This is a genomic window from Brachybacterium tyrofermentans (genome assembly GCF_014897585.1).
GTDB lineage: Bacteria > Actinomycetota > Actinomycetes > Actinomycetales > Dermabacteraceae > Brachybacterium > Brachybacterium tyrofermentans.
Genome location: NZ_JABUXW010000020.1, coordinates 54348 through 78142 on the forward strand (window position 1 = coordinate 54348; position 23795 = coordinate 78142).

Below are 23795 nucleotides of genomic sequence, written 5' to 3' on the forward strand. Positions count from 1 at the left end.
TCGATGACGTTCTCAGCGGACTTCCGCGAACCTCGAGCGAGACGGCCGCCCGGATGGTACCTATGGAAATCCTTACCTCAGATTGGGAACTCCGTGAACAATATTTCCGGCAGTGCACTCGGCTCGACACCCTCGGAACCCACCCGTTTCATCGCCCCCGATCACCGCGCGAACCTGGCTCGGCAACGGCGGATGAGCCGCCGGATCTTCACCGGGGTGACGCTGAGCGCGCTCACCACCGCCGGCGTGCTGGGCACCCTGCCCGCCTCGGCCGACGGCGGCTGGCGCCAGCAGGATCCCTTCACTCTCGGGATCGCGTCGGGCGACCCGACCAGCAGCTCGGTGGTGCTGTGGACCCGCCTCGCGGTGGACCCGCACGTGCTCGACGGTCGCGGCGGGATGCTGGATGTCGCCATGGACGTGCGGTGGGAGCTCGCGAGCGACGAGAGGTTCCGCTCGATCGTGCGCCGCGGCACGGAGACCGCCCGACCGGAGGAGGCGCACAGCGTCCACGTGGAGCTCGAGGACCTCCCCGCCGATTCCGAGTTCTACTACCGCTTCCGCACCGGTCGGAGCGTCTCTCCTGTGGGCCGCACGCTGACCACCCCGGCCAGCGGGAGCACACGGAACCTGCGGATGGTGCACCTGTCCTGCGCGCACTGGGAGGGGGGCTGGTTCACCGCCTACCGTCGCGCCGCGGAGGACCGCCCCGACCTGGTGTTCTGCCTCGGCGACTACATCTACGAGGGTGGCCCCGGCACCGGGAAGATCCGCACCCACCCGCACAAGCTGTGCACCACGCTCGAGGACTACCGGCTGCGGTATGCGACGTACAAGACCGACCCGGACCTGCAGCTGCTGCACGCGACCGCGCCGTGGATCGTCACCTGGGACGACCACGAGATCCAGGACAACTGGGCCGGTGAGTACCCCAAGGACGGAGTCCCCACCGATGCGTGGGTGGCGCGGAGGATCGCCGCGGAGCAGGCCTACTACGAGAACATGCCGCTGCGTCGCAGCAGCGCCCCGGTGGGCTCCTCGATGCAGCTTTTCCGTCGGCTGAGCTGGGGCGACCTCGCCACCTTCCACGTGCTCGACACCCGCCAGTACCGGGACCTGCAAGCCTGCCACGATGGCGGCAAGACCTGGTGGTTCGCTGACTGCGAGGAGCAGACCGATCCGTCGCGCACCCTGCTCGGCGACCGTCAGGAGCAGTGGCTGCTGGACGGGATGGGCGCCTCCGAGACGACCTGGCAGCTCTTCGCCCAGGGCGTCTTCTTCGCCAAGCGCGACATCACCGCCGGGCCCACGACGACCCTCGCCTCGGACGGCTGGGACGGCTACCGCGCGGATCGCGACACCCTCATCGACAGCTGGGCGCAGCGAGGCGTCACGAACCCGGTGGTGCTCACCGGGGACGTGCACGTGCACTTCGCCAATGAGCTGACCACGGACTTCTGGGACCCGTCCGCCCCGACGGTCGGCGTCGAGCTGGTCACCACCTCGATCACCTCGGGCGGCGACGGCGGTGATGTCGTGAACGGCGAGGAGGATGTCTACGCCGAGAACCCGCACGTGCGCTACATCCGTGGGCGCCGCGGCTACGTTCTCTCGGAGTACTCGACCGAGGAGCTCCGCGTGGACTACAAGACCCTTCCCGCCGTCACGGTCCCGGACGCCGAGGCGAGCATCGACCGCACCTACGTGGTGCCGGCCGGGGAGCCGTCGCTCCACGAGGCGTGAGACCACCCGAACGACTCTGACCTGCAGAATCGAGGACATCGGGCTCGCGGGTCGGTCCGTCGGTCCTCCGTGTGACGACCGGCGGGGATCACAGCCCACGGCCTGTTCCCACGACGCTCCCTCCCGTAAGGTGAGGACTCGCGCGTGCCCGTCGGGGCACCCGTCCCGCACCGCTCACGGAGGATCGATGCCCTCGCCGCAGCTCGCCGCCGCACCGGCCGCGCCTGCCGCACCCCTCCTGGCGGCCCCGCCCTCCTCGGCCACCGGCACCGAGGCCTCCCGACGCCTGCTGGACCTCGAATCCGGCTCTCGCCCGATGACGCTCTGGGGCTCCTCCTCGATGAGCTCCGAGGGCGGCGCGGAGGCGACTCCGCTGCCCGTGCGGATCCACGAGCACCTCACCCTCTCGGCCTCCCCCGCCCCGGTGCACGCGTTCGGTGTGGGCGCCACCCGCTCCGCCCACACCCTGCTCCTGCGCGGCCTGGACACCCCGCGCCTGGCGGTCGTCGGTGGGCCGGCCGCGGGCACAGCGGCAGGCTCGACGGCGAACTCCGCGACCCCCTCCGATCGAGTCGAGGTCACGCTGGATTCCGGCCTCGCCCCGAGCGGCCCGATCCAGGTCCCCGGCACGGTCGACGGGCTCGCAGGGATGCTCGACGGCAGCAGCGGGACCTGGTACTTCACGCCCGACGATCCGGCCGCCGTCCCGGCCGACGATCTCGCCGCGACGGTCGCGGGCGGCGTCTTCACGTCCTCCCTCGTGGAGATCGCGGCCTCGTCCCGTCAGGTGCTGTGGGTGGGCAAGAACAACATCCTCGACGTCACCGGGGTGCTGCAGGACGTGCAGCGCCTGTGGGACGCGGCGGAGACTCCGGAGGCGGACTCGCTGGTGCTCGGCCACTGGTGCACCGAGCACGATGCGCACGGCTCCGCGACCGGAGACGCCGTCGCCGCCGTCAACACGGAGCAGGCCCGCCGATACGGCGACCATTTCCTGGATCTCCAGCAGCTGCTCACCAGCGAGGAGGGCCTGCACTGCTCCCCGCTCGCCCCGCTGCAGCTGCTCGCGCAGGGCACGACGCAGGATGCCCTGGACCGTGGCGTGGTGCCACCGCTGCTCGTCGCCTCGGACGGCATCCATCTCAACGGCTGGGGAAACCTCGCCGTGAGCTGGGCGATCGTGCGCCGGATGAGGGAGCTGCAGTGGCTGTGAGACGACCTGCCGCGCCCCGGCTGCGAGCAGGCCGACCCGGCGCCCCCGACAGGTCATCGACCCCGGACGCCGCGCCGGAGAACGCTCCGGTGAGTGCTCCGGGCCTGTCGATGCCGTCCTCGCCGGTCCCTGCCCGGCGACTGCACGGGCGTCGTTCCCTCCTGCTGGCCGGAGCGGCGGCGGCCGCGGTGACCGGCGCGGTGGGCGTGGGCGCCCTGCTCACCAGGTCCGGTGGGCCCGCTCCGCTCGCCGCGGCCCAGGGCGGTGCCGCGGCGTCGGCCACCAGTCCGTTCTCGGATGTGAAGGATGGTGCGGAGGGTCTGGACGCCATGGTCTGGGCCGACGAGAACGGCGTGCAGCCGGCCCTGGACGGGAGCTCCTACTCCCCCGGCGCCGCCGTCACGCGCGGCGACCTGGCCCTCGCGCTGCACCGCTTCGCCGGGTCCCCGGCCGTGCCCCTCGAGGGCACGCCCGTACTGATCGTCGACCTCGGCGAGGAGCCCGCTCGCGCCGCCGCCCTGCTGTGGCTGCACGGCCGCGGCGCCCTGTGGGGCGACGCCTCCCTGAAGGTGCATCCGGACGATCCCGCCACCCAGGACTGCGCGGCCGGCCTGCTCACAGCCCTCCTGCGCCCGGCGCTGGCCGGGGTCGGTGTCACCTGGGATCCGTCGACCGGCGGGCCGTCTGCCGATGACTCGTCGGGCGAGGAGTCGCCCGCCGCAGGCACGTCGGGCGACGAGCCGTCGCCAGCGGGCGCCGCAGCGGCAGAGGACGTCGCGCCCTGGTCCGCGCTCGCCGACGCCTCCTGGCTCGAGGCGGCCGGCATGCTCACGGGCACCCTCACCGTTTCCGGCTGGACCGGTGAGGAGAGCGTCACCCGGGGCGAGCTCGCGGTGACGCTGCACCGCGCGGACTCCGTGGTCGCCGCCGCCCTCGCCTGACGGCACCTCCCCACGGTCGCCTGTCCGCTCGGGGCAGATATCCCCTCGACGTGGCGCCGCTCACCCCTAGAGTTGGACCATGCCTTCGACTCCCGCTCATGCCGCCTACCTCCGCCACCCTGACGTCCGTGGCGATCTCGTCGCCTTCACCGCCGCGAACGACGTATGGCTGGCCCCGCTCTCCGGTGGTCGGGCCTGGCGCCTGACCGACGAGGGCGCCCCGGTCGCCTTCCCGCGCTTCTCGCCCGACGGCACGCACGTCGCCTACACCTCCCGCACCACCGGCGGGCCCGAGGTGTGGGTCATCGCGACCGAGGGCGACACCGCACCGCGCCGGCTGACCGTCTGGGGCAAGCCGTCCACGAAGGTCGTCGGCTGGCTCCCGGACGGCCGCATCGTCGCCACCACCAGCTACAACGCCCCGATCGCACGGGATGCGCAGCTCTGGGCGATCGATCTGGACGGGAACGCCGAGGTGCTGCCCCTGGGCCGCTCCGGCGAGGTCGCGATCCACCCGTCGGGCACCACCGTGGTCGCCACCCCGTGGCGCCGCGACCAGGCCGGCTGGAAGCACTACCAGGGCGGCACCGCCGTGAAGCTCTGGATCTCCCGCGAGGACGTCGCCCTCGACGCCCCGGTCGCCGCGCACGCGGCGCGCTCCTGGGAGCCGCTGCTCGAGGACATCCTGGCCTCGACGCTGTGCATCTCCTGGTACAGGGACCGCCTGATCTTCGCCTCGGACACCCCCGGCCCCGGCGCAGCCCGCACCGACCGCGCCAGCGCGAACCTGTGGTCCGTCGCGGCCGACGGCACCGACCTGCAGGTCCACACCTCGCTGACCTCCGAGGAGGGCTACCTGCGCGAGCCCTCGACCGACGGCAGCGCCATCGTGTTCACCTCCCGCGGCCGTCTGTTCGCCCTGGACTCCCTGGACGCGCAGCCCCGCGAGATCGAGATCCTGGCCTCCGGCGTCGGCGCGGCACGCCTGCCCCGCCCGGCCTCCCCCAGCTCGAACCTGCTGGCCATGCGGCCGGTGCACGACGCCCGCTCGAGCGTCGTCGAATGGCGCGGCGGCGCCCACGCGCTCACCCACCGCGGCGGCCCGGCACGGCTGCTGGCCGGCACCTGCGGGCTGCGGCTCCGCGAGGTGCGGCCGCTGGGCCGGTCCCCCTACGCCCTGCTGGTCACCGACGCCGAGGCGCTCGCGGACCGGGAGGACGGCGGCGTCGGCTCCGACGTGCTCGCGCTCGCGCGGCTCGACGGCGGCGGCGAGGAGATCCGCTTCGACCTCGGGGACGTGGGCCGGATCCTGCACGCGATCCCCTCCCCCGACGGCTCCAAGATCGCGATCTCCACCCACGACAACGTGGTGCGCCTGGTGACCCTGCGCGGCCTGACCGATCCGGCCCGCACCTCGCACTCCGCGAAGGCCGGCACCGGCTCCAGCACCGGCGCCGGAGCCGATGCCCCGGAGGCGCCGCGCCTGGACCATGTGCGCGAGGTGGGCCGCTCCAACGGCGGCGAGGTGCAGGACCTCGCCTGGTCGCCGGACGGCCGGTGGCTGGTGTGGAGCGAGCCGAACTCGTGGATGCTCAGCCGCCTGCTGATCTCCGACACCGAGGACGCCGAACCGATGGGACGGGCCCTCACCTCGGGCAAGTACCAGGACGCCGCCCCGGCCTTCAGCGCCGACGGCAAGCATCTGGCGCTGCTCTCGCTGCGCACCTTCGAGACCGTGTACGACGACATGGTCTTCGACCTCGGCTTCGTCAACGCCGAGCGCCCCTTCCTCATCCCGCTCGAGCGCTCCACCCCGGACCCGTTCGGCCCCCACCCGGACGGCTGGAGCGGCAGCGCCGCGGAACCGGCGGCGAAGGACCCGGCAGCGCATGGCGCGCACGCCGAGGGCGCAGATGCCCCCGGCACAGGCGCCCCCGGACACGGGGCGCAGGGGCAGGGTGCCGGAGCGGCGCACGCCGGCGGCGCCCTGGCCGCCGACCCGTCGGCCCACCCGGCGAGCGCGACCAGCCCCTCGGGCACCGACGAGGCGACCGCGCCGCCCACCACCCGGGTCGACATGGACGCGGTGGAGGCACGGATGGTGCCCTTCCCGGTCATCTCGGGCTCGTACTCGCACCTCACCGCGGTCAGCGGCGGCTTCGTCTGGCTGCGCCATCCCCAGCAGGGGGTGCTCGGCAGCACCCGCGCCGGCGTCGAGGGCGAGGCCCCCGGTCCCGCCCTGGAGCACTGGAGCCTCGCCGACCGCAAGCTCACCGTGCTCGCCGAGGGCGTCACCGATCTCGAGGCGTCCGGCGACGGCGAGACCCTGGTCATCCGGCAGGGCGAGAGCTGGGTGCAGATCCCGGCCGCCCGCAAGGCCGAGGACGACGACCCTGCTCGCGTGGTGATCGACACCGGGCGGCTGCGCCTGTTCGTCGACCCCGTCAAGGAGCGTCGCGGGATGCTCTGGGACAACTACCGGATCATGGCGCAGCAGTACTGGCGCGCCGACATGGACGGCATGGACTGGCACGCGATGACCTCCTGGTACGACCCGGGCATCGAGCGTGTGGTCACCGACGACGACTTCCAGGACCTGATGTGGGAGGTCCAGGGCGAGCTCGGCACCTCGCACGCCTATGTGCAGGGCACCCCGTACCAGGCCGATCCGCCGATGCTGCCCGCCTACCTCGGCGCGGACATCGAGCACCGCGACGGGCGCTGGGTGATCACCCGGATCCTGCCCGGCGACTCCTCCGATCCCGACGCCCGCTCCCCGCTGCTCGCCCCCGGCGTGGCCGCCGAGGTGGGCGACGCGATCGTGCGCGTGGACGGCCGGGAGATGGGTGAGGCCGGGACCGGCGTGCAGGGCCAGCTGGTCGGCTCGGCGAACACCCCCACCGAGCTGGTGCTCGAGCGGGACGGCGTGGAGCGGCGGGTCGCCGTGACCCCGCTGCCCGACGACTCCGCGCTGCGCTACCAGGCGTGGGTCGCCTCGCGCCGCGCGCTGGTCGAGGAGCTCTCGGACGGCCGCCTCGGCTACCTGCACATTCCGGACATGGTCTCCTCCGGCTGGGCGCAGATGCACCGTGACCTGCGCGAGGCCACCACCAAGGAGGGCCTCGTGGTGGACGTGCGCTACAACAGCGGCGGCCACACCTCGCAGCTGGTCACCGACCGGCTCGCCCGGCGAGTGCTCTCCTGGGACTACCCGCGCCACGAGACGCCCGGCACCTACCCGCAGTTCGCCCCGCGCGGCGCGGTGGTGCTGGTGACCAACCAGGAGGCGGGATCGGACGGCGACATCGTCAACGCCGTCTCCAAGGCGATGAAGATCGGGCCCGTGATCGGCACCCGCACCTGGGGCGGCGTGATCGGCATCGACGGCCGCTATGACCTCGTCGACGGCACCGGCGTCACCCAGCCGAAGTACGCCAGCTGGTTCGAGGGCGTGGACTGGGAGATCGAGAACTACGGCGTGGATCCCGACATCGAGGTGCCGCTGCCGCCGAACGCGTGGGTGGGCGGCCAGGACCCGCAGCTCGAGCGCAGCATCACCGAGGCCCTCGACCTGCTCGCGCAGACCCCGGCCTCGACCGCGCCTCCGCTGCCTGCGCCGCGCTTCGGGCGCCCGAAGGGCTGACCTGCTGGTCCGACTTGCTGCTCTGACCTACGGATCTGACCTGCTGGATTGACCCGATCACACCGGTGCCGGCCACCCGTGCGGACCCCTCCGCGCGGGTGGCCGGCCGTCTGCGCGACGCCGACGGCTCGACAGCTCGGACGGCTCGCGGCGGCCCCGCTCAGCCCTGGTCGGCCGACGGCAGGTGCTCGGCGATCGCGGAGAGGTCGTCGACCAGGCGATCGGCGTCCCGTCCCGCGATCGCCTCGATCATCTGCGCCTCGATCCGGCGCACCGACCCGTCGGCCTCGGCGAGCAGTGCGCGACCCGACTCGGTGAGCTCGGCGGGGCGGCGCCGGCCGCTCGGGGCGACGTCCTCGCGCGCCACGAGGCCCCGCTCCTGCAGCGACGTCACCACGGAGTTCATCGACTGCGCGGTGACGAAGGCGCCCCGGGCGAGCTCGGCATTGGTGAGCGGCCCGGAGGCCAGGAGCTCGAGGCACGCGTACTGCGGAACGGTGAGCCCGAGGGGCCTCAGCGCCCCATCCATGCGAGAGCGCAGGGCGGACTGCGCCTGCTTGAGCACGTAGCCGAGGCGGCGGGCGAGGTCGGAGTCGTCGGCGCCGGCAGCGCCCTCGGCGTCACCAGCGGAGCGAGCGTCACTCACGGAGTCGGCGTCACGTTCGCCCTCGACATCACGAGCGGAGTCGGCACGGGACGGGTCCGGAGTCTGCATATCAGCATCTTGACATACCCCGTCGGCCGACGTTCAATGTAAGGGTCCTGACATACAGGAGTTCCGATCCCAGGAGGACCCCATGACCACCACCGGACCCGACTTCCTCGCCCTCCAGGTGCGCGACCTCGAGGCCGCCGCCCAGTTCTTCGAGCAGCACCTGGGCATGACACGCGCCCCCGCGGGCCCTCCCGGGGCGATCGTGTTCGACACCGCGCCGATCCCCTTCGCCGTGCGCGAGCCGCTGCCAGGGGTCGACCTCGACGCCGCCTCCCCACGCCCCGGCGTCGGGGTCGCCATGTGGTTCGGCGTCGACGACGCGGACGCGCTGCACGACCGGCTCCTCGCGGCCGACGTCCAGATCCTCGGCGCCCCGACGGACTCCCCGTTCGGACGGATGGTCGCCTTCATCGGCCCCGAGGGCTATGCGCTCACGGCCCACACCACCGCCGACTGAGCGGGCCGCCGAGGAACGACGGCGGCGGGGCGGGGAAGCGCGGCGAATCAGGAGATCAGCAGTGCGCCAGCGCAGCAGATGGGCAACTCGGCAGCGCAGCAGTGAGGGGGCGCGGCAGGCGAGACCAGTCCGTCCCCCACAACTCAGCGCAGGGCGTGGGCGGCGATCTCGGGATATCGGACCGCGAGGTCCTGGCGCTGAACCGGCCCGTCGGCCCACCCGGCCCGAGCATCGCGCGATGCGGTGCGGGCGATCGGGTGGGTGTCGTCGGGCTGGAGGTCGCGGGCGATGATCTCGTTGCCCAGGGCGATGCGCTCGAGCGGGGTGAGCGGGGCGTCGGACGGCGAGCGCGGGCCGACGATCCGGGCGGCGAGCAGACGCGTGAGCGCCCCGAGGGCGACGGTGACGACGGCGATGAGGAGGATGAGGGCGAGGCCGATCAGTGCGGAGGACATGGTCTGATCCTGCGCCCGCCCTCCCGTAAGGACAAGCGATGATTCGCTCCGCTCTGTTCAGTCGAACTGAACAGATGTAGGGTCGGGTCATGCTCGATCCTCTCAAGCTCCGCGTGCTGCGCTCCGTCGTCGAGACCGGCAGCATCCGTGCCAGCGCCGAGGCGCTCGGCTACACCCCGTCGGCGGTCAGCCAGCACCTCACGAACCTGCGTCGCGAGACCGGTCTCGAGCTGATCGAACGATCCGGGCGCGGCATCACCGTCACCGCCCACGCCCGGCTCATCGCCGCCGAAGCCGGACCGGCGCTCGACGCGCTCCGCGCACTCGAGCGCACCGTGAAGGATCTGCGATCCGGCCGCACCGGCACACTGCGCCTCGGCTACGCGACGTCGATCGCGGCGACCTGGATCCCCGAGCTCGCCCAGGACGTGCGGCGCACCTACCCCGACCTGGGGCTCGAGCTCGCTCTGAGAGACTGCAGCTGTGAGGATCTCGCCGAAGCCGGCATGGACATCGTCGTCGGCGAGGGCACGGGCCCCATCGAATCCGTCGACTGGGAGATCCACGAGATCCTCGAGGAGGGGTACGTCGCGCTCGTGAGCGCGGGCCATCCGCTCGCGGCACGATCGACGATTCACCTCAAGGACCTGGCCGAGGAGTCCTGGGTGACCGACGACCCGATCGACTCGTTCTGGTTCGACCGCATCGGCGCCGCCTGCCGAGCCGCCGGGTTCTCCCCGTGCGTCGATGTGAACCCCAATGACTTCCCCACCGTTCTCGGCTTCGTCGCCACGGGCGACTATGTGAGCGTGCAGCCCTCGGTGATCGCGCAGAACATGCGCCCCGACATCGTGGCGATCCCGCTGGCTCCACCGGCTCCACGCCGCCGGCTCCGGGTCCAGGTGCGCCGCACCATCGCCAGGAACCCGGCCGCGCAGCACATCGTCCAGAGGATCCACGCCGTCGCCGCCAAGCGCGCCGCCGAGATCCCGGGCGTCACGCATCTCCTCGAGACGGAGACCCGCCCCCGGGCTCAGGTCCGCAGCACCTCACCCGAGCCCGCCCAGATCTGACCTCGGTCCCCGTCCGAGCCACCCACCAGGGGTGGACAATGGCGGGATGTCGCCCGCATCGCCGCAGCCGCCGCGGTGCCCGGAAGGAGAACCCCGTGAACGAGCTCAGCATCGACCAGCGCATCGCCGACCTCCCCGTCGCCGTGGACCTCACCGAGGACGCCGTGGTGCTCGAGGCCGACCTCTCCGGCACCGCCGAGCAGATCTGGGCGCACCTCACCGACCCGGAGCTCCTGGTCACCTGGTCCCCGATCGTCCCCGAGCGCGCGCTCACCGAGCCCGGACCGGTGCTGAGCCGTGAGAACCCCGAGGACGATCCGGTCTCCGTCGACGTCCTGGCCACCGCCGGCGAGCACGCCCTGACCCATCGCTGGGGCGACGACATCCTCGAGTGGCTGGTCGACGAGGCCCGGGTGACGCTCCTGATGAAGCTGACCGCACCGCAGTACGCGCCGACCTACATCGCCGGCTGGCGGGTGTGCCTCGGGGTGCTCGACGCGCGCCTCGACGGCGTCGACCAGGCCCGGATCGTGGGCAGGGACGCGCTCGAACACGGCTGGTCGCAGCTGCGCGACCGCTACGCCGAGGAGCTCGACCTGCCCGACCAGCCGGCCGTCTGACCCACCCGAGACCGCGACCCTGGCCCTGGCCCTGGTCTTGGCCTGCACAGCAGGGACCGGATCAGCGCGCTTCGAGGTGCAGCTCGACCTCGATCTCGTCGCCCACCTCGACCTGTTCGGCGCGCTGCACCGCGACCTTCACGGGCACGAGATAGCCCCCGTTCCGCGGGAAGAGCGAGGTGGTGAAGTCGGTATCGCCGATGCGGACGGCGACCGGGATGCAGCCCCAGCCGTACGTGGCCTCCCGGGCGATGGAGGCGATCGCGTCCGCCTCCTCCTCGGGCACGCGGGCGAACACGAATGGCGCGGGGCCGCGCCATTCGATCGTCGTCGCCGTGAAGAGGAGATCCACGCTCCGAGCGTAGACCTCCCGCCGCGCGCCCTGCCACGCCCCAACCCGACCCGCACTGCCGCGACCCGCACCGCCCGTCCCGCCCCGCTCCAGGGACCTTCGCCCCTGCCAACCGGACCCCACGCGCCTACGATGGAGGTATCGGCGATGGCTTCGAGTTCGGGGGCACCGTCGTCGGTCACCCAGAGCCCCCGGGCGCAGGAGGCTGTGTGATGGATGACGACGACCGCACCTCGGGAGCTCCCTTCCCCTATGACCCGGCCGACCGCCCGCTCGGGGTCCTCGTCGGGTTCGACGGCTCCGACCAGTCGATCCAGGCCCTGCACTACGCGGCGCGGGCCGCCCAGCGCCTCGACTGCCACCTGACGGTGCTGACCGCGTACACGGAATCGTCGATGATCTACGCGAATCTCGCCTCCTTGCCCTCTCCCCCGGACGATGCCGTCCGCGAGACGGCGGCGCAGGGCGTGCTCGAGGGAGCGCGGGAGGAGCTGCGCGGCTATCCCGGCGAGGTCGACTTCTGCACCGCGGAGGGCGATGCCGCCGGAGCGCTAGTGCACCAGTCCTCGCGGGCGCAGCTCGCCGTCGTGGGCGCCCGCGGACGGGGTGGATTCGTCGGCCGCCTCCTGGGCTCGGTGTCCTCGGCGCTGCCCGCCCACGCCCATTGCCCCACGGTCGTCGTCCCGCGCCAGTATGAGATCGGCACCGGCGAAGGGGCCGCACGCTTCGCCCCGATCGCCGACGACGCACCTGTCGTGGTCGGGGTGGACCGCTCCGAGCGCAGCGATGTCGCGGCGCTCCTCGCGGCCCAGGCGGCGCACCAGCGCGGCGCGCCCCTACACCTGGTGATGACGATGCCGCCGCCGGAGTCGTGGGGCGTCTGGTACGCAGCGATGGTCCCCGAACAGTCCGTCATCGACCAGCAGCTCGAGCAGCTCACGGACGAGCTGGAGACCTTCGCAGGCCGACTGCGCGGTCACTTCCCCGGCTCGGTGATCACCTGCGAGGCCGAGCTGGCCGACCCCGCCACCCAGCTGCTGGACCACTCCTCCGGGGCGCAGCTGGTGGTCGTCGGCACCCGAGGCCACGGCCGGATCGCGAGCGCCCTGCTGGGATCGGTGTCGCGCTCCGTGCTGCAGCGCGCCGAGAGCCCCGTGATGGTGGTCCCGGACCTGGATCTCGAACGCATCGGGAACGGGTCTCTCCGGCCCCGCTGAGAAGGGGCAGAATAGGAGTCGTGACCTCCAGCCGATCCCCCCTGCGCCTGCTGCGCGGGAGCGTCGCCGCGACGCTGGCCACCCTGGTCGCCCTGGGCGGTCACCTGGTGGGCGGCGGCGCGATGCCGTCGTGGCTCGGGATCGCGCTGCCGTGGTGGCTGTCCGTCGCGGCCTGCACGGTCCTGGCCGGCACCCGTTTCTCCCTGCCGCGGATGCTCACCGCCGTGCTGGCCAGCCAGGCCCTCTTCCACGGACTGTTCATGGCCGGCACGCCGAGTGATCCGTCCGTGCATCTCGTCGACCCGCCCGGTTCGCATCTCGGACACGGCGCCTCGCACTCCGGCGCCACACATTTCGGCACCTCAACCGCCGCAGACAGCCTCCCGCACGCCGAGCACGACGGGTCGCAGGGGGTGGGCCCTGCTGCCGAGCACGCCCTGCACGGCAGCGGCGGCGATCTGCAGATGCTCCTGTGGCACGTGATCGCCGCGGTGGTCACGGCCCTGGTGCTGCATCGTGGCGAGTCGATGGTCATGGGGTCCTTCGCCCTGGCCGCCCGGCTGCTCGACGTCCTTGCTCGGCGTCGGGTGCCGTCGTCGGCCCCGGCCCTCGTGCTGCCCGCCCCGGCGCGGGTCCTGCCCGTCGCCGTCCCGGTGCGCCCACGTCGGCGCGCCGTCCTCTCGCCCCAGCTGCGGCGCGGTCCGCCCCTGGTCCTGGCCGCCTGAGCCCCGCCGACGCCCCGCGTCGCCGCTTAGACGGCCCTTCGGTCGATCACCCGGCCCCGGCTCCTTCGCCCGGGTCGGTTCCCCGCCCTCCAGCCCGCCCACGCCCCGGCGTGCCCGCGGCCGCTCCCGCGCCCTTCCGAGAGGACCCCTCATGTTCCGCATCTCCCGTACCACCAGCACCACTCGCACCACCCGCATCCCTGCCCGCTCCGTCGTGCTGCCCCGTCGCGCGGCCCTCGCCTCCCTGCTCGCGCTCCCCCTGGCTGCCTGCAGCGCAGGGGCCGACGGCGGCTCGGCCGCCTCCGATGAGGGGGCCGGCGCCGCTTCGGACGGGGGCGCCGCCGCGGGGTCGGGCGCGATCTCGGTCACGGACCCCTGGGTGAAAGCCGCCGACGAGGGCATGACCGCCGCTTTCGGCACCATCACCAACGGCACGGACGCCGACCTCGTGCTGACCGCGGTCACCACGCCCGCGACCGACATGGTGCAGCTGCACGAGACCACCTCCGACGGCTCCGGCGGGATGAGCATGCAGGAGAAGGACGGCGGCTTCCCCCTGCCCGCCGGGGAAGACCTCGTGCTCGAGCCCGGCGGCGACCACATCATGCTCATGGACCTCCCCAAGCCGCTTCAGCCCGGTGACACGCTCGAGCTGACCCTGGTGTTCTCCGAGGGCACCGAGCACCCCTTCACCGCGACAGTCAAGGACTTCTCCGGGGCCCAGGAGCACTACGCGCCCGGTGAGGACGACGAGGAGGAGGCTGACCACGAAGGCATGTCGGGCATGGCCTCCGACGGCGGCGGCGAGCACGAGGGGCACAAGTGACCTCCTCGGCGCAGGGACCCTCGCGCCCGGGCAGGCGGCAGCTGCTGCGGGCGGGCACCGCCGGCGCCGGGGTGCTCGGTGTCGGCGCGGCTGCGATCGGTCTGGACCGGGCGGTGCGGGATGGTCCGCCGGCGAGCGCATCGCCCGGAGCGGTGGCGGTGGCGGAACCGGCGCCGCAGGGCGGTGCCTCCGTGCCGTTCTACGGCGCCCACCAGGCCGGGGTCGAGACACCCGCCCCCGCCTCGGCGACGTTCCTCGCACTCGACCTGCACGACGAGGTGGACCGGGAGGGCATCCTGCGGCTGCTGCGCCTGCTGACGGATGACGCCGCGCGCCTCACGCAGGGTCGCGCGGCCCTCGCGGACACCGAACCGGAGCTGGCCGCCGAACCGGCCTCGCTGACCGTCACGGTGGGCTTCGGCCCGCGGCTGCTGGAGAGGGCTCAGCGAGAGGCGCCCAGCTGGCTCGCCCCGCTGCCGGCCTTCGAGATCGACGAGCTCGACGAGCAGTTCACCGACGGGGACCTGCTGCTGCAGATCGCCGCCGAGGATCCGCTGACCGTGTCCCATGCGGCACGGATGCTGCTCAAGGATGCCCGGTCCTTCACCAGGGTGCGCTGGGTGCAGCGGGGGTTCCGCCGGTCCCCCGGCGTCCAGGCCCCGGGCACCACGATGCGGAACCTGTTCGGGCAGGTCGACGGCAGCGCGAACCCGCAGCTGGGCGGCGAGCACTTCGCGAAGGTGGTGTGGATCGACGAGGGCCCCTTCGCCGGCGGCACGTCGATGGTGATCCGGAGGATCCGGATGGACATGGACGGCTGGGACGAGGCCGATCGCACCGCCCGCGAGCAGGCCGCCGGGACCCGGCTGGGCGACGGGGCACCGCTGAGCGGCGGCACCGAGTTCTCGCACGCCGACTTCGAGAAGGTCTCCGCCCACGGCTTCGCCGTGATCCCCGAGTTCGCGCACATGCGTCGCGCTCGCGGGGTCGACGACGGGGAGCATCAGGAGATCTACCGTCGGCCGTACAACTACGACGTGGCCCCGCCGGCGGGGTCCTCGGCGATCTCGGAGTCGGGGCAGCTGTTCGTCGCGTTCCAGGCGGACCTGGCCGGGCAGTTCCTCCCGATCCAGCGACGCCTCGCCGAGCTGGACCTGCTCAACGAGTGGACCACCCCCATCGGCTCAGCCGTGTTCGCGATCCCGCCGGGCTGCGCCGAGGGCGAGTACCTGGGGCAGTCCGTGCTCGAGTAGTCGCACCCGGGCTGCCGGTCCCAATGCCCGTCCACGGCCCCCGGCTGTCGGTCGCCCGCCGGATCGCAGACGCCAGTGCACGCTGGGCTTCCCCACGTGGAGGCACAGCGCGCACTGGCGGCACTGTCGCGGGCAGCGGACGCGGACGGTGGCGGGCTGTGGGCGCGGGACTGTGGGCGCCGGCGGTGGCGGGCTGTGGGCACGGGCGGTGGGCACCGGCGGTGGCAACCGGTGGCGCACCGCTGACGCCTCGTCGGCCTGCTCGTATGCTGGTCCGACGCCGCACGCTCTCGCATCGGTGCTCGACGGAGCGCAGGCGACTCATCCGAACCGCAGGAGACAGCCATGCCTCGCTTCAACATTTCCGCCGACGACGCCCAGGGACCTCTGGTCGTCGGGATCGACATCGGCTCCGGCGGCACCCGTGCCGCCGTGTACGACGTCAGCGGACGCGAGGTCGGCACGCGCCATCACAAGGAAGCGCACTCCTTCACCGTCGCCGACGACGGCACCAGCACGATCGACGCCGACCAGATCGTCCAGGAGATCCGCGACGCGCTGGCCGTGGTGCTCGACGGCGAGCTGCCCGGCGAGGTGCGCGGCATCGGCTTCGACACCTTCGCCTCCTCGCTCGTGGCGGTCGACGAGGCCGGCGCCGCGATCACCCCCTGCATCACCTACGCCGATACCCGCTGCCACGCCCAGGTCGATGCCCTCGCCGCGACGCTCGACGTCGCGGACCTGCACGAGCGCACCGGCGCCCGCCTGCACTCCTCGTACACCGCACCCCGCCTGACCTGGCTGCGCGAGGCCCACCCCGAGGTGTTCTCCCGCACCGACCGCTTCATGGCGCTCGGCGAGTACGTGGCCCTCAAGCTGCTGGGCACGCCCGCTCTGGGCACGGCGTCGGCCGCCTGGTCCGGCATGATCGATCGCCGCACCGGTGAGTACATCCCCGAGCTGCTCGAGGCCGTGGGCGTGGACCTGTCGATGATGGGTGAGTCACTGGATCCCTCCGACGCCCTGCCGATCTCCGGCACGCCGCTCGCCGCCGAGTTCCCGCAGCTCGAGGGCGCCGTGTGGCTGCCCGTGATCGGCGACGGCCTCGCCGCGAACCTCGGCATCGGGGCGCTCGGTGCGGGCACCTGGGGCATCTCCACCGCCACCTCCGGCGCGATCCGCCAGCTCCTGGACACCGAGATCCCCGCCCTCCCCAGCGGCCTGTGGGCCTACCGCTTCGACGCGCGGCGCACCCTCGTCGGCTCCGCGATGAGCGACTGCGGGCGCGTGCTGGACTGGGCGCGCAACGAGCTCGACATCCCCTTCGAGATCGCCGAGACCGACACGAAGTCCCTGTTCTCCGCCGCCCCGACAGCGGGAACCCCGCTGGTCGTCCCGTTCTTCTCGGGCGAGCGCGGCACCAAGTGGCGCGGCTCCTCGCGGGCGCTGTTCGCGAACGTGGGCGCCTCCACCACCGCCGAGGACATGCTGCGCGGCGCGATGGAGGGCGTGGCCCTGTCGTTCCTGCGCATCGCCGACCAGATGCGCGAGGCCGGCGGCGACCCCGAGCGGATCGTGCTCTCCGGCGGCATGACCGAGGCGATCCCCGCCTGGCTGCACCTGCTCTCCGACGCCCTCGGCGCGCCGATCGACCACGTCGCGGTGTCCCGCTCCACGATGCGCGGCTCCGCCGTGATGGCCCTCGAGCAGGCCTCCCCCGACACGAGGGTCGCCGAGGTGCCCGTGCTCCGCCGCGTCGAGCCCGTCGCCGCGCACACCGAGTACTACCGGGAGCGTCTCGAGCGCTTCGAGAAGCTCGCCGACCTCGCCTGAGGCCCGACAGGCCGTGCGCATGGCCGAGCGGCCGCGCGGCCTGGTGACGGTGCGACCGTGCGACCGCGCGCCCTCGCGCCCTCACGCCCTCACGCCCTAGCGACCGCACGACCTCGCAGGCGCCCCACAGCGGACAGCTGATCCTCCCGGCACCGATCCGGTGCGCTGAGCCTACTTCGCCGGGTCCGGCCGTCGAACCTGCGTGGCGTGTCGGTGAGAGCCGCCTCAACGACACACCATGCAGGCTCGACTGCTCCGACGGCCCCGACGGCAGCGACAGCAGCGACAGCAGCGACAGCAGCGACAGCAGCGACGGCAGCCTGCCCTCCCGGCCCCGTCGCCGTTCCCGCGTGCATCCTTTAGGAGGAACCCGCTCAGTTCATCCTTCGTGATCTGGCTGTCACCTGCACGGATATCTAGCATTGAGGCATGCCCAGTCCCCGGGCATCGACCATGACGAGAGGCAGTCCCGTGACCATCACCGACCGACCCCCGGCCGCGACATCCACTGCACGCAGCGGTGGCGTCGGCCCGCTCGGCGCCATCCGGCGCCACCCCCTGCTGTCCTTCTTCCTCCTCGCCAACGGCCTGAGCTGGCTGGCCTGGCTGCCCTACATCCTGTCGCTGAACGGGCTGGGGCTGTGGGGCGTGGAGTTCCCGGCACTGCTGGGCAGCAGCCAGCTGCTCGGCGTGCTGCCCGGTGCCTATCTCGGCCCGATCGGCTCCGCGCTGCTGGTCACCGCGATCGTCGACGGACGAGCCGGTCTGCGACGCTGGGCCGGGCGCCTGCTGCGCTGGAACGTGAACTGGCGCTGGTACGCGATCGCCCTGTTCGCGGTGCCGGCCGCAACGCTCCTGGCGGGCGTCCTCTACTCCGGCGGTGAGATCCACGCGCCCTCCACGATGATGCTCATCGCCTACGTGCCGCTGCTCCTGTTCCAGATGATCACCACCGGCCTGGCGGAGGAGCCCGGCTGGCGCGACTTCGCCCTGGCCCGCATGCAGCACACGATGGGTCCGCTGCGCTCGGCGTTCGTGCTCGGACCGATCTGGGGCCTGTGGCACCTGCCGCTGTTCTTCACCGAATGGGGCGGCTGGCCGGACGCCAGCTGGCATCGACCGGTGGTGTTCGTGATCTTCTGCATCGCCTTCAACGTGGTCATGAGCTGGGTGTTCAACCGCACCGGGGAGTCGCTGCCGTTGTCGATGCTGATGCACGCCGGCGTCAACACCTTCGCCTCCTCGCTGGGCGCCGAGATGTTCCCGACCCTGAACGCCGAGACCTCCCTGCAGTCGATGACCGTGGTCGCGGTCATTGCTGCGGCCGCGCTGCTGGTGACCACACGGGGTCAGCTCGGATTCTCCGGCTCCGTCTCCGACTCCGACTCCGACGCACGTTCAGGTTCCGTCACCGGCGCACGTTCAGGTTGCGTCACCGGCGCCGGGGCCGCGGTCGGGCCGAGCGGTGGCACCTCCGCACTAAGCTCTCGACCATGACGTCCGACGCCGGAGCCACCAGGGCGGTCGCCCTCACGACCGCCCTGGTCTGCTGGGTGGTGGCCCTCGCCCTCCTGGTCGTCCTCCCCGCCGTCGCGGCGGCCGACGCCGGTCCCACAGGCGGCGCGGGCACAGCGGCCGACGGCGGTCTCCCGGCGCTCATGACCCCCGTCGGCTCCCCGCTCTGGTGGGCAGTCGCGTCCACGCTCACCCTCCAGTGCGCCACGCTGCTGGGACTGCGACGCGCACCGCGCACGACCCTGCTGGTCGTCACCGCTCTCGCGCTCGTCCTGGCCGCGCCGGCCCCCGGCGTGGCGTACACCCTCTCCCATATCCCGGTGCTGGTGGCCGTGTTCGTCGCGGCGCCGCGCAGACCGTGGCCGGAGATGCGACTGGTGCTGCCCGTGGCCGCGCTCGCGGTCGCTCTCGGCACGCTCCTGAACGGTCTGCGCAGCGGGCTCAGCACGATGCCCGGGGTCCTCGCCGAGGCGCTCGTACAGGGCCTGGGCATCGTGGGCATCACGGCCCTGGTCGCCCTGGCGCTGGCCTCGATCCGTGCGGCGCGCGAGGCGCAGCGCAAGGAGTCCGCGGCCCTCGGCCGGGAGCGCGAGGCGCTGGAGCGGGAACGGGACGCCGTGGGTCGTGAGCGCGAGGCCCTGACCCGCGCCGCAGCCTCCGAGGAGCGCGCGGCGATAGCCCGCGAGCTGCACGACATCGCCGCCCATCACCTCTCGGGGATCGCAGTCGTGGCGGCGGCCGCGGACCGACAGATCGAGACGGATCCGCAGGCCGCGCATGAGTCGGTACGTCAGGTGCGCAGCCAGACCCGCTCGGTGCTCGACGACATCCGCCGGGTAGTGGGCCTGCTGCGCGGCGGGGACCCGGCGGAGCGGTCCGTGACGACCCTGGCGACGGTCCCGGCACTGATCGCGGCCCGCGCCGACGCCGGGATGCTCGTGCGTCTCGAGCAGCACGTGCCGGCCGACGGTCGCGCGCTCGGGGACGGCGTCGGCCCGCTGTCCCAGCTCGTCGCGTATCGGATGATCCAGGAGTCTCTGACCAATGCCGCCATGCATGCGCCAGGCACCTCATGCCTGGTCACCGTGGAAGACGCCGATCCCGCCAGGCTCGTGATCACCGTCCGGAACGACGGCATCGGCGGCCCGAGCCCGGACGGTTCCAGCACGAACGGCACCGTCCCGAGCGACGCGGTCCCACCCGGCCCAGTCCCGACCAACACCGTCCCCACCGCTTCCCCGCCCTCCGGGGCCGCGAGCGTCGGAGGGTACGGACTGGCCGGGATGCGCGAGCGCGCCGACCTGATCGGCGCGCGGCTGGAGCACGGCCCCACGGCCGACGGCGGTTGGCTGGTGCGCCTGAGCATCCCCCGCGACCGCGTCGGCACCTCGACCACCTCGACCGCCCCGGGGCCATCGAACACACCGGGGCCACCGAAAGCACCGGGGCCATCGAAAGCACCGGGGCCATCGAACACACCGGAACCATCGACCTCGCCGGGGCCGCCGACCGTCCCGACAGGGAGGGCACGCACCCGATGACCCGACTCCTGATCGCCGACGACCAGCCGCTGGTGCGTGCCGGCCTCTCCGGCCTGCTCGGCACCGAGCCCGACCTCGAGGTGGTCGCCACCGCGGCAGACGGTCGCGAGGCGGTGGATCTCGCGAGCGAGCTGCGCCCCGACGTGGCCTGCCTGGACATCCGCATGCCGGTCCTCGACGGCATCGAGGCCACCCGGGAGCTCACGGCCCTGGATCCCCCGATCCCGGTGCTGATCCTGACCACCTTCGACCTCGACGACTACGTCTTCGGGGCACTGGAGGCGGGCGCCGCGGGGTTCCTCCTCAAAGATGCCGATCCCGAGGTCATCGTGCGCGCCGTGCAGCAGGTCGCCGCCGGTCAGGGCACCCTCGACCAGACCCTCACCCGGAGAATCCTCGCCGAGTTCGTGCAGCGCCGCAGCCTGCAGCCGGTGACCGTCCAGGGAGCCGACGGGCTGCTCACCACCCGCGAGCTGGAGATCCTGGGGCTGCTCGCCCAGGGCATGTCCAACGAAGAGATCGCCCACGAGCTGGTCGTCGAGATCACCACCGTGAAGTCCCATGTGGCGCGCATGCTGCCCAAGCTCGGGGTCCGCTCGCGCCTGCAGGCCGTGGTGTGGGCCTACCAAAACCGCATCGTCACGGTGCCCGAGGCCCCCTGACCACGCGACGGGGTGGGCCGATCGCGCACCGACGCCCGGCGAGACTGCCTGGCGCGTCGGATAGCCCACCGCCATCCGACGCGCCAGACCATGTCGGCACGGTGAGACCGAGCGACGGGCCGGGCCCGTGCGCGGACACGCGTTTCAGCGTCGGCGTGGACCCACCACCGCCAGATCACGGGCGGGTGTGGTCCCACCGCCCTCAGATCAGGGGCGGGGCAGGCGACGCTCCTGGGCGGCGACGGCGGCGGCGAGGGGGTCACCGGCGGGCACGTCGAGCAGGGCGAGCAGGGCGGTGACGCGCTGCGTCGGATCCTCGATCGCCGCAGCGGTCGCGATGGCGTCGGCCTTCGGGTCCTTGACCTCGTCGCCGGCGCGCACGCGGTCCGTGACCCAGGCGGTCCAGGCGGCGACGGCCGCGACCTCGCCGGGGGCCTTGTCCGGGCCGCCGAGCTCGGCGATCACGGGCAGGGCGCGCACGGGCAGCTTGGCGGAGCCGTCGGCGGCGATGCGGATGAGGTTGTCCGCGAGACGCGGGTTGCGGAAGCGCTCCTCGAGGGCCGCGGTGTAGGCGTCGAGGTCGGCGGCGGGGAGGTCCAGCGTGGCGCGGGCCTCGCTCCACAGCTGCTCGACCAAGGCGCGCACCTCGCGGTGGCCGATGGCCTCGTCCACGCGCTCCACGCCGGCGACCTGCCCGGCGTAGGCCATGAGGGTGTGGGCGCCGTTGAGCAGGCGCAGCTTGCGCAGCTCGTGCAGCTCGATGTCGTCGGTGAACTGCACGCCGGCCTTCTCCCAGGCGGGGCGACGGCCGCGGAAGCGGTCCTCGACGACCCACTCGGTGAAGGGCTCGGTGACGACGGGGACGGTGTCGACCAGGCCCGTGCGCTCCTGCACGAGCGCGGCGGCGCCCTCGTCGGCCGAGGGGGTGATCCGGTCGACCATGGTGGAGATGACGTCGACGTGATCCGGGAACCAGGCGCGGGTGTCCTCGTCTGCCGCGGCGAGCACGGCCTCGCGCAGCACGTCGCCGTTGCCGGTGAGGTTGTCGCAGGAGACCAGGGCGATGGGCTCGGTGACGCCGGCCTCGCGCCGGGCCGCCAGGCCCAGCGCCAGGCGCGCGGGGGCCGAGGTCGCGGGGTCGGTGCCGGCGCTGTAGCCCTTCTCGGTGATGGTCAGGGTGACCACGGCGGTGAAGGGGTCGGCGACCAGGCGCACCAGGGCGTCGACGTCGTCGGCCGGGTAGACCTCGTCGATCACGTCGACGATGCTCACCTCGTCACCCTCGGCGCCGCGCACGATCAGGCCGTACTGGCCCTTCTGGGCGTTCAGGGCATCGGCCATCGCGGCGGTGCGGCCGGTGAAGGCACTGACGGACCAGCCGCCGGCGCGCTGGGTGTCGACCAGGGTGTGGGCGCGGGCGAAGTTGCCGATGCCGAGGTGAACGAGGCGGCCCTCGTCGGACGGGCTGGGGGTGGTCATCAGTTGTTCTCCTCGTTCGCGGCGCCGAGGCGGAAGACTTCGCGCGGCTGCTGATCGGGCAGGGTGGCGGCGAGCTCCTGGGCGTCCTCGAGACGCATGCGGTGCTCGGCGACCAGGCCCGCCAGGTGGGTGGCGTCCATGCGGCGGGACATGTCGTGACGGGCCGGGATCGAGCAGAACGCCCGGGTGTCGTCGATGAAACCGCTGGTCCGGCTGTAGCCGATGGTCTCGGAGACGGCACGGCGGTAGCGCAGGATCGCGTCGGGCGCATCGATGAACCACCAGGGTGCACCGGCGAACACGGAGGGGTACACGCCGGCAAGCGGCGCGATCTCGCGGGAGAACACGGTCTCGTCGATCGTGAACAGCACGGTGCGGAAGTTCGGGTCGTGGCCCACGTCGTTGAGCATCGGCGCCACGTGGTGCACGAAGTCGACGGCGACGGGGATGTCGAAGCCGACGTCGGGGCCGAATTTCTGGAACATCCTCTCGCTGTGGTTGCGGTACACGGCGGGATGGATGGTCATGACCAGGCCGTCCTCGGCCGCGAGGCGTGCCTGGTCGGCGAGCAGGTGACGGCGCAGCGCGGTCGCCTCGTCGGAGCGGATCGTCCCGGCGCGGGCGGCGGAGTACAGGCGGCGGGCGTCCTCGACGCTCAGGCGCTCGGTGCCCGGGTCCATGTGCGCGTGGTCCGAGGAGACGGCGCCGTGGTCGCGGAAGTAGAGGCGGCGGGCGCGCATCGCCTCGTGGTAGCCCTCGTAGGTGTCGACGTCGACGCCAGCGGCCTCGCCGAGCGCGTCGGTGAGCACGGGGAAGTCGGCGCGGCCTGCCTCGAGGTACTTGTCCGGGCGGAAGGTGGGGATCACGCGGCCGGTGAAGGCGTCGTCGGCGGCGAGCGCGGCGTGGGGGGCGAGGTCGTCGACCGGGTCGTCGGTGGTGGCCATGACCTGGATCTTGAACTGGTCGAAGAGCGCACGCGGCCGGAACTCGGGCTGCGCGAGCTTCTCGACGAGCTCGTCGTACATCGCGTCGGCGGTGCGCGGGTTCAGCACGGTCTTCAGGCCGAAGACCTCGGAGAACTCGTGCTCCATCCAGTAGCGCGAGGGGGTGCCGGCATAGGCGTGCCAGTGCTCGGCGAGCAGGCGCCACGCCGTCCGGGAGTCCTTCTCGTCCAGCGGGCCGCGGCCCACGCCGAGGTCCGCGAGGTCCACGCCGCGGGAGTGCATCAGCCGGTTCACGTAGTGATCCGGGGTGATGAACAGCGAGGTCGGGTCGCGGAACGGCTCGTCGTCGAGCAGCAGGCGGGGATCGACGTGGCCGTGAGGCGAGACGATCGGCTGATCCTTCATCTCGGTGTAGAGGCCACGAGCGATGTCCCGCACTGCGGGGTCGGAGGGCAGCAGGCGATCGGGGTGCGGCACAAAGGCGTCGTTGCTCATGACCTCATGATGGCGCGGGAGGCCGCGCGCCGCCGACGGGTTGTCACGGGTTGCCGGTCCTGGCCACCGCCGGCGACCCGAATCGGCAGGTCA

The 23795-nt window shown here is 72.7% G+C and carries 20 protein-coding genes; 15 read left to right on the plus strand and 5 right to left on the minus strand.

From position 1 onward, the window contains the following. Positions 1–93: 93 nt before the first annotated feature. From INT49_RS14950 to INT49_RS14965, 4 genes are all read left to right on the plus strand, one after another. Positions 94–1743, plus strand: coding sequence for an alkaline phosphatase D family protein (locus INT49_RS14950; RefSeq protein WP_193118547.1), 1650 nt, complete (start codon positions 94–96; stop codon positions 1741–1743). Positions 1744–1930: 187 nt separating this feature from the next. After that, complete coding sequence (locus INT49_RS14955) at positions 1931–2956, plus strand: hypothetical protein (RefSeq protein WP_193118548.1); 1026 nt, start codon at positions 1931–1933, stop codon at positions 2954–2956. Then, positions 2953–3897 (plus strand): hypothetical protein, encoded by a 945-nt coding sequence (locus tag INT49_RS14960; protein ID WP_193118549.1) that lies wholly within the window; start codon positions 2953–2955, stop codon positions 3895–3897. The genes INT49_RS14955 and INT49_RS14960 overlap by 4 nt, the downstream gene beginning before the upstream one ends. A gap of 79 nt (positions 3898–3976) precedes the next feature. Next, positions 3977–7540 (plus strand): S41 family peptidase, encoded by a 3564-nt coding sequence (locus INT49_RS14965; protein WP_193118550.1) that lies wholly within the window; start codon positions 3977–3979, stop codon positions 7538–7540. A gap of 160 nt (positions 7541–7700) precedes the next feature. Here INT49_RS14965 and INT49_RS14970 read toward each other — a convergent pair whose 3' ends face one another. Then, the gene (locus tag INT49_RS14970; protein WP_193118551.1) at positions 7701–8255 is read right to left on the minus strand and encodes a MarR family winged helix-turn-helix transcriptional regulator; all 555 of its coding nucleotides are present in this window, start codon (positions 8253–8255) and stop codon (positions 7701–7703) included. Positions 8256–8337: 82 nt separating this feature from the next. On the opposite strand from INT49_RS14970, the gene INT49_RS14975 reads away from it, so the two are divergent. Next, the gene (locus INT49_RS14975) at positions 8338–8712 is read left to right on the plus strand and encodes a VOC family protein (RefSeq protein ID WP_193118552.1); all 375 of its coding nucleotides are present in this window, start codon (positions 8338–8340) and stop codon (positions 8710–8712) included. Between the two features lie 143 nt (positions 8713–8855). On the opposite strand, the gene INT49_RS14980 is transcribed toward INT49_RS14975, so the two are convergent. Then, the gene (locus INT49_RS14980) at positions 8856–9167 is read right to left on the minus strand and encodes a hypothetical protein (RefSeq protein ID WP_193118553.1); all 312 of its coding nucleotides are present in this window, start codon (positions 9165–9167) and stop codon (positions 8856–8858) included. A gap of 89 nt (positions 9168–9256) precedes the next feature. Here INT49_RS14980 and INT49_RS14985 point away from each other — a divergent pair, with 89 nt between their 5' ends. Both INT49_RS14985 and INT49_RS14990 read left to right on the plus strand, forming a co-directional pair. Next, the gene (locus tag INT49_RS14985) at positions 9257–10240 is read left to right on the plus strand and encodes a LysR family transcriptional regulator (RefSeq protein WP_193118554.1); all 984 of its coding nucleotides are present in this window, start codon (positions 9257–9259) and stop codon (positions 10238–10240) included. Between the two features lie 95 nt (positions 10241–10335). Beyond that, positions 10336–10860, plus strand: coding sequence for an SRPBCC family protein (locus tag INT49_RS14990; RefSeq protein ID WP_193118555.1), 525 nt, complete (start codon positions 10336–10338; stop codon positions 10858–10860). A 61-nt stretch (positions 10861–10921) separates the two neighbouring features. On the opposite strand, the gene INT49_RS14995 is transcribed toward INT49_RS14990, so the two are convergent. Beyond that, positions 10922–11212: a DUF1905 domain-containing protein gene (locus INT49_RS14995; protein WP_193118556.1), complete on the minus strand. Its 291-nt coding sequence runs from the start codon at positions 11210–11212 to the stop codon at positions 10922–10924. Between the two features lie 212 nt (positions 11213–11424). On the opposite strand from INT49_RS14995, the gene INT49_RS15000 reads away from it, so the two are divergent. The 8 genes from INT49_RS15000 to INT49_RS15035 all read left to right on the plus strand — a co-directional run bounded on the left by INT49_RS15000 (position 11425) and on the right by INT49_RS15035 (position 20784). Further along, entirely contained in the window at positions 11425–12429 is a 1005-nt protein-coding gene (locus tag INT49_RS15000) for a universal stress protein (RefSeq protein WP_193118557.1), read from the plus strand. Between the two features lie 20 nt (positions 12430–12449). Next, positions 12450–13154 carry a hypothetical protein gene (locus INT49_RS15005; RefSeq protein ID WP_193118558.1) on the plus strand — a complete coding sequence of 235 codons (705 nt, stop codon included), beginning with the start codon at positions 12450–12452 and terminating at the stop codon, positions 13152–13154. 151 nt (positions 13155–13305) lie between these two features. Then, complete coding sequence (locus tag INT49_RS15010) at positions 13306–13980, plus strand: copper chaperone PCu(A)C (RefSeq protein WP_193118559.1); 675 nt, start codon at positions 13306–13308, stop codon at positions 13978–13980. After that, positions 13977–15233, plus strand: coding sequence for a Dyp-type peroxidase (locus INT49_RS15015; RefSeq protein ID WP_193118560.1), 1257 nt, complete (start codon positions 13977–13979; stop codon positions 15231–15233). Before INT49_RS15010 ends, INT49_RS15015 begins: the two co-directional genes overlap by 4 nt. Before the next feature lie 345 nt (positions 15234–15578). Next, positions 15579–17066 (plus strand): gluconokinase, encoded by a 1488-nt coding sequence (locus INT49_RS15020; RefSeq protein ID WP_193118561.1) that lies wholly within the window; start codon positions 15579–15581, stop codon positions 17064–17066. Positions 17067–17537: 471 nt separating this feature from the next. Continuing rightward, positions 17538–18563 (plus strand): type II CAAX endopeptidase family protein, encoded by a 1026-nt coding sequence (locus INT49_RS15025; RefSeq protein ID WP_319021645.1) that lies wholly within the window; start codon positions 17538–17540, stop codon positions 18561–18563. Next, positions 18560–20122, plus strand: a complete 1563-nt coding sequence (locus INT49_RS15030; protein WP_193118562.1) for a sensor histidine kinase — start codon at positions 18560–18562, stop codon at positions 20120–20122. Before INT49_RS15025 ends, INT49_RS15030 begins: the two co-directional genes overlap by 4 nt. Continuing rightward, entirely contained in the window at positions 20119–20784 is a 666-nt protein-coding gene (locus tag INT49_RS15035) for a response regulator (RefSeq protein WP_193118563.1), read from the plus strand. The genes INT49_RS15030 and INT49_RS15035 overlap by 4 nt, the downstream gene beginning before the upstream one ends. Positions 20785–20991: 207 nt before the next feature. Here the strand turns inward: INT49_RS15035 and INT49_RS15040 are convergent, their stop codons facing one another. After that, positions 20992–22263, minus strand: a complete 1272-nt coding sequence (locus INT49_RS15040) for a mannitol dehydrogenase family protein (protein ID WP_193118564.1) — start codon at positions 22261–22263, stop codon at positions 20992–20994. Beyond that, a complete protein-coding gene (uxaC, locus tag INT49_RS15045) occupies positions 22263–23702 on the minus strand; it encodes a glucuronate isomerase (protein WP_193118565.1) in 1440 nt (479 codons plus the stop codon). Before uxaC ends, INT49_RS15040 begins: the two co-directional genes overlap by 1 nt. Between the last annotated feature and the right edge of the window lie 93 nt (positions 23703–23795).

What these genes read in the sequence shown, in the direction of transcription:
- INT49_RS15030 (WP_193118562.1), top strand. Translation starts at nt 18,560, where the DNA reads ATGACGTCCGACGCCGGAGCCACCAGGGCGGTCGCCCTCACGACCGCC.
- INT49_RS14955 (WP_193118548.1), top strand. Translation starts at nt 1,931, where the DNA reads ATGCCCTCGCCGCAGCTCGCCGCCGCACCGGCCGCGCCTGCCGCACCC.
- INT49_RS14975 (WP_193118552.1), top strand. Translation starts at nt 8,338, where the DNA reads ATGACCACCACCGGACCCGACTTCCTCGCCCTCCAGGTGCGCGACCTC.
- INT49_RS15035 (WP_193118563.1), top strand. Translation starts at nt 20,119, where the DNA reads ATGACCCGACTCCTGATCGCCGACGACCAGCCGCTGGTGCGTGCCGGC.
- INT49_RS14980 (WP_193118553.1), bottom strand. Translation starts at nt 9,167, where the DNA reads ATGTCCTCCGCACTGATCGGCCTCGCCCTCATCCTCCTCATCGCCGTC.
- uxaC (WP_193118565.1), bottom strand. Translation starts at nt 23,702, where the DNA reads ATGAGCAACGACGCCTTTGTGCCGCACCCCGATCGCCTGCTGCCCTCC.
- INT49_RS15010 (WP_193118559.1), top strand. Translation starts at nt 13,306, where the DNA reads ATGTTCCGCATCTCCCGTACCACCAGCACCACTCGCACCACCCGCATC.
- INT49_RS15040 (WP_193118564.1), bottom strand. Translation starts at nt 22,263, where the DNA reads ATGACCACCCCCAGCCCGTCCGACGAGGGCCGCCTCGTTCACCTCGGC.
- INT49_RS14965 (WP_193118550.1), top strand. Translation starts at nt 3,977, where the DNA reads ATGCCTTCGACTCCCGCTCATGCCGCCTACCTCCGCCACCCTGACGTC.
- INT49_RS14970 (WP_193118551.1), bottom strand. Translation starts at nt 8,255, where the DNA reads ATGCAGACTCCGGACCCGTCCCGTGCCGACTCCGCTCGTGATGTCGAG.
- INT49_RS14985 (WP_193118554.1), top strand. Translation starts at nt 9,257, where the DNA reads ATGCTCGATCCTCTCAAGCTCCGCGTGCTGCGCTCCGTCGTCGAGACC.
- INT49_RS15000 (WP_193118557.1), top strand. Translation starts at nt 11,425, where the DNA reads ATGGATGACGACGACCGCACCTCGGGAGCTCCCTTCCCCTATGACCCG.
- INT49_RS15020 (WP_193118561.1), top strand. Translation starts at nt 15,579, where the DNA reads ATGCCTCGCTTCAACATTTCCGCCGACGACGCCCAGGGACCTCTGGTC.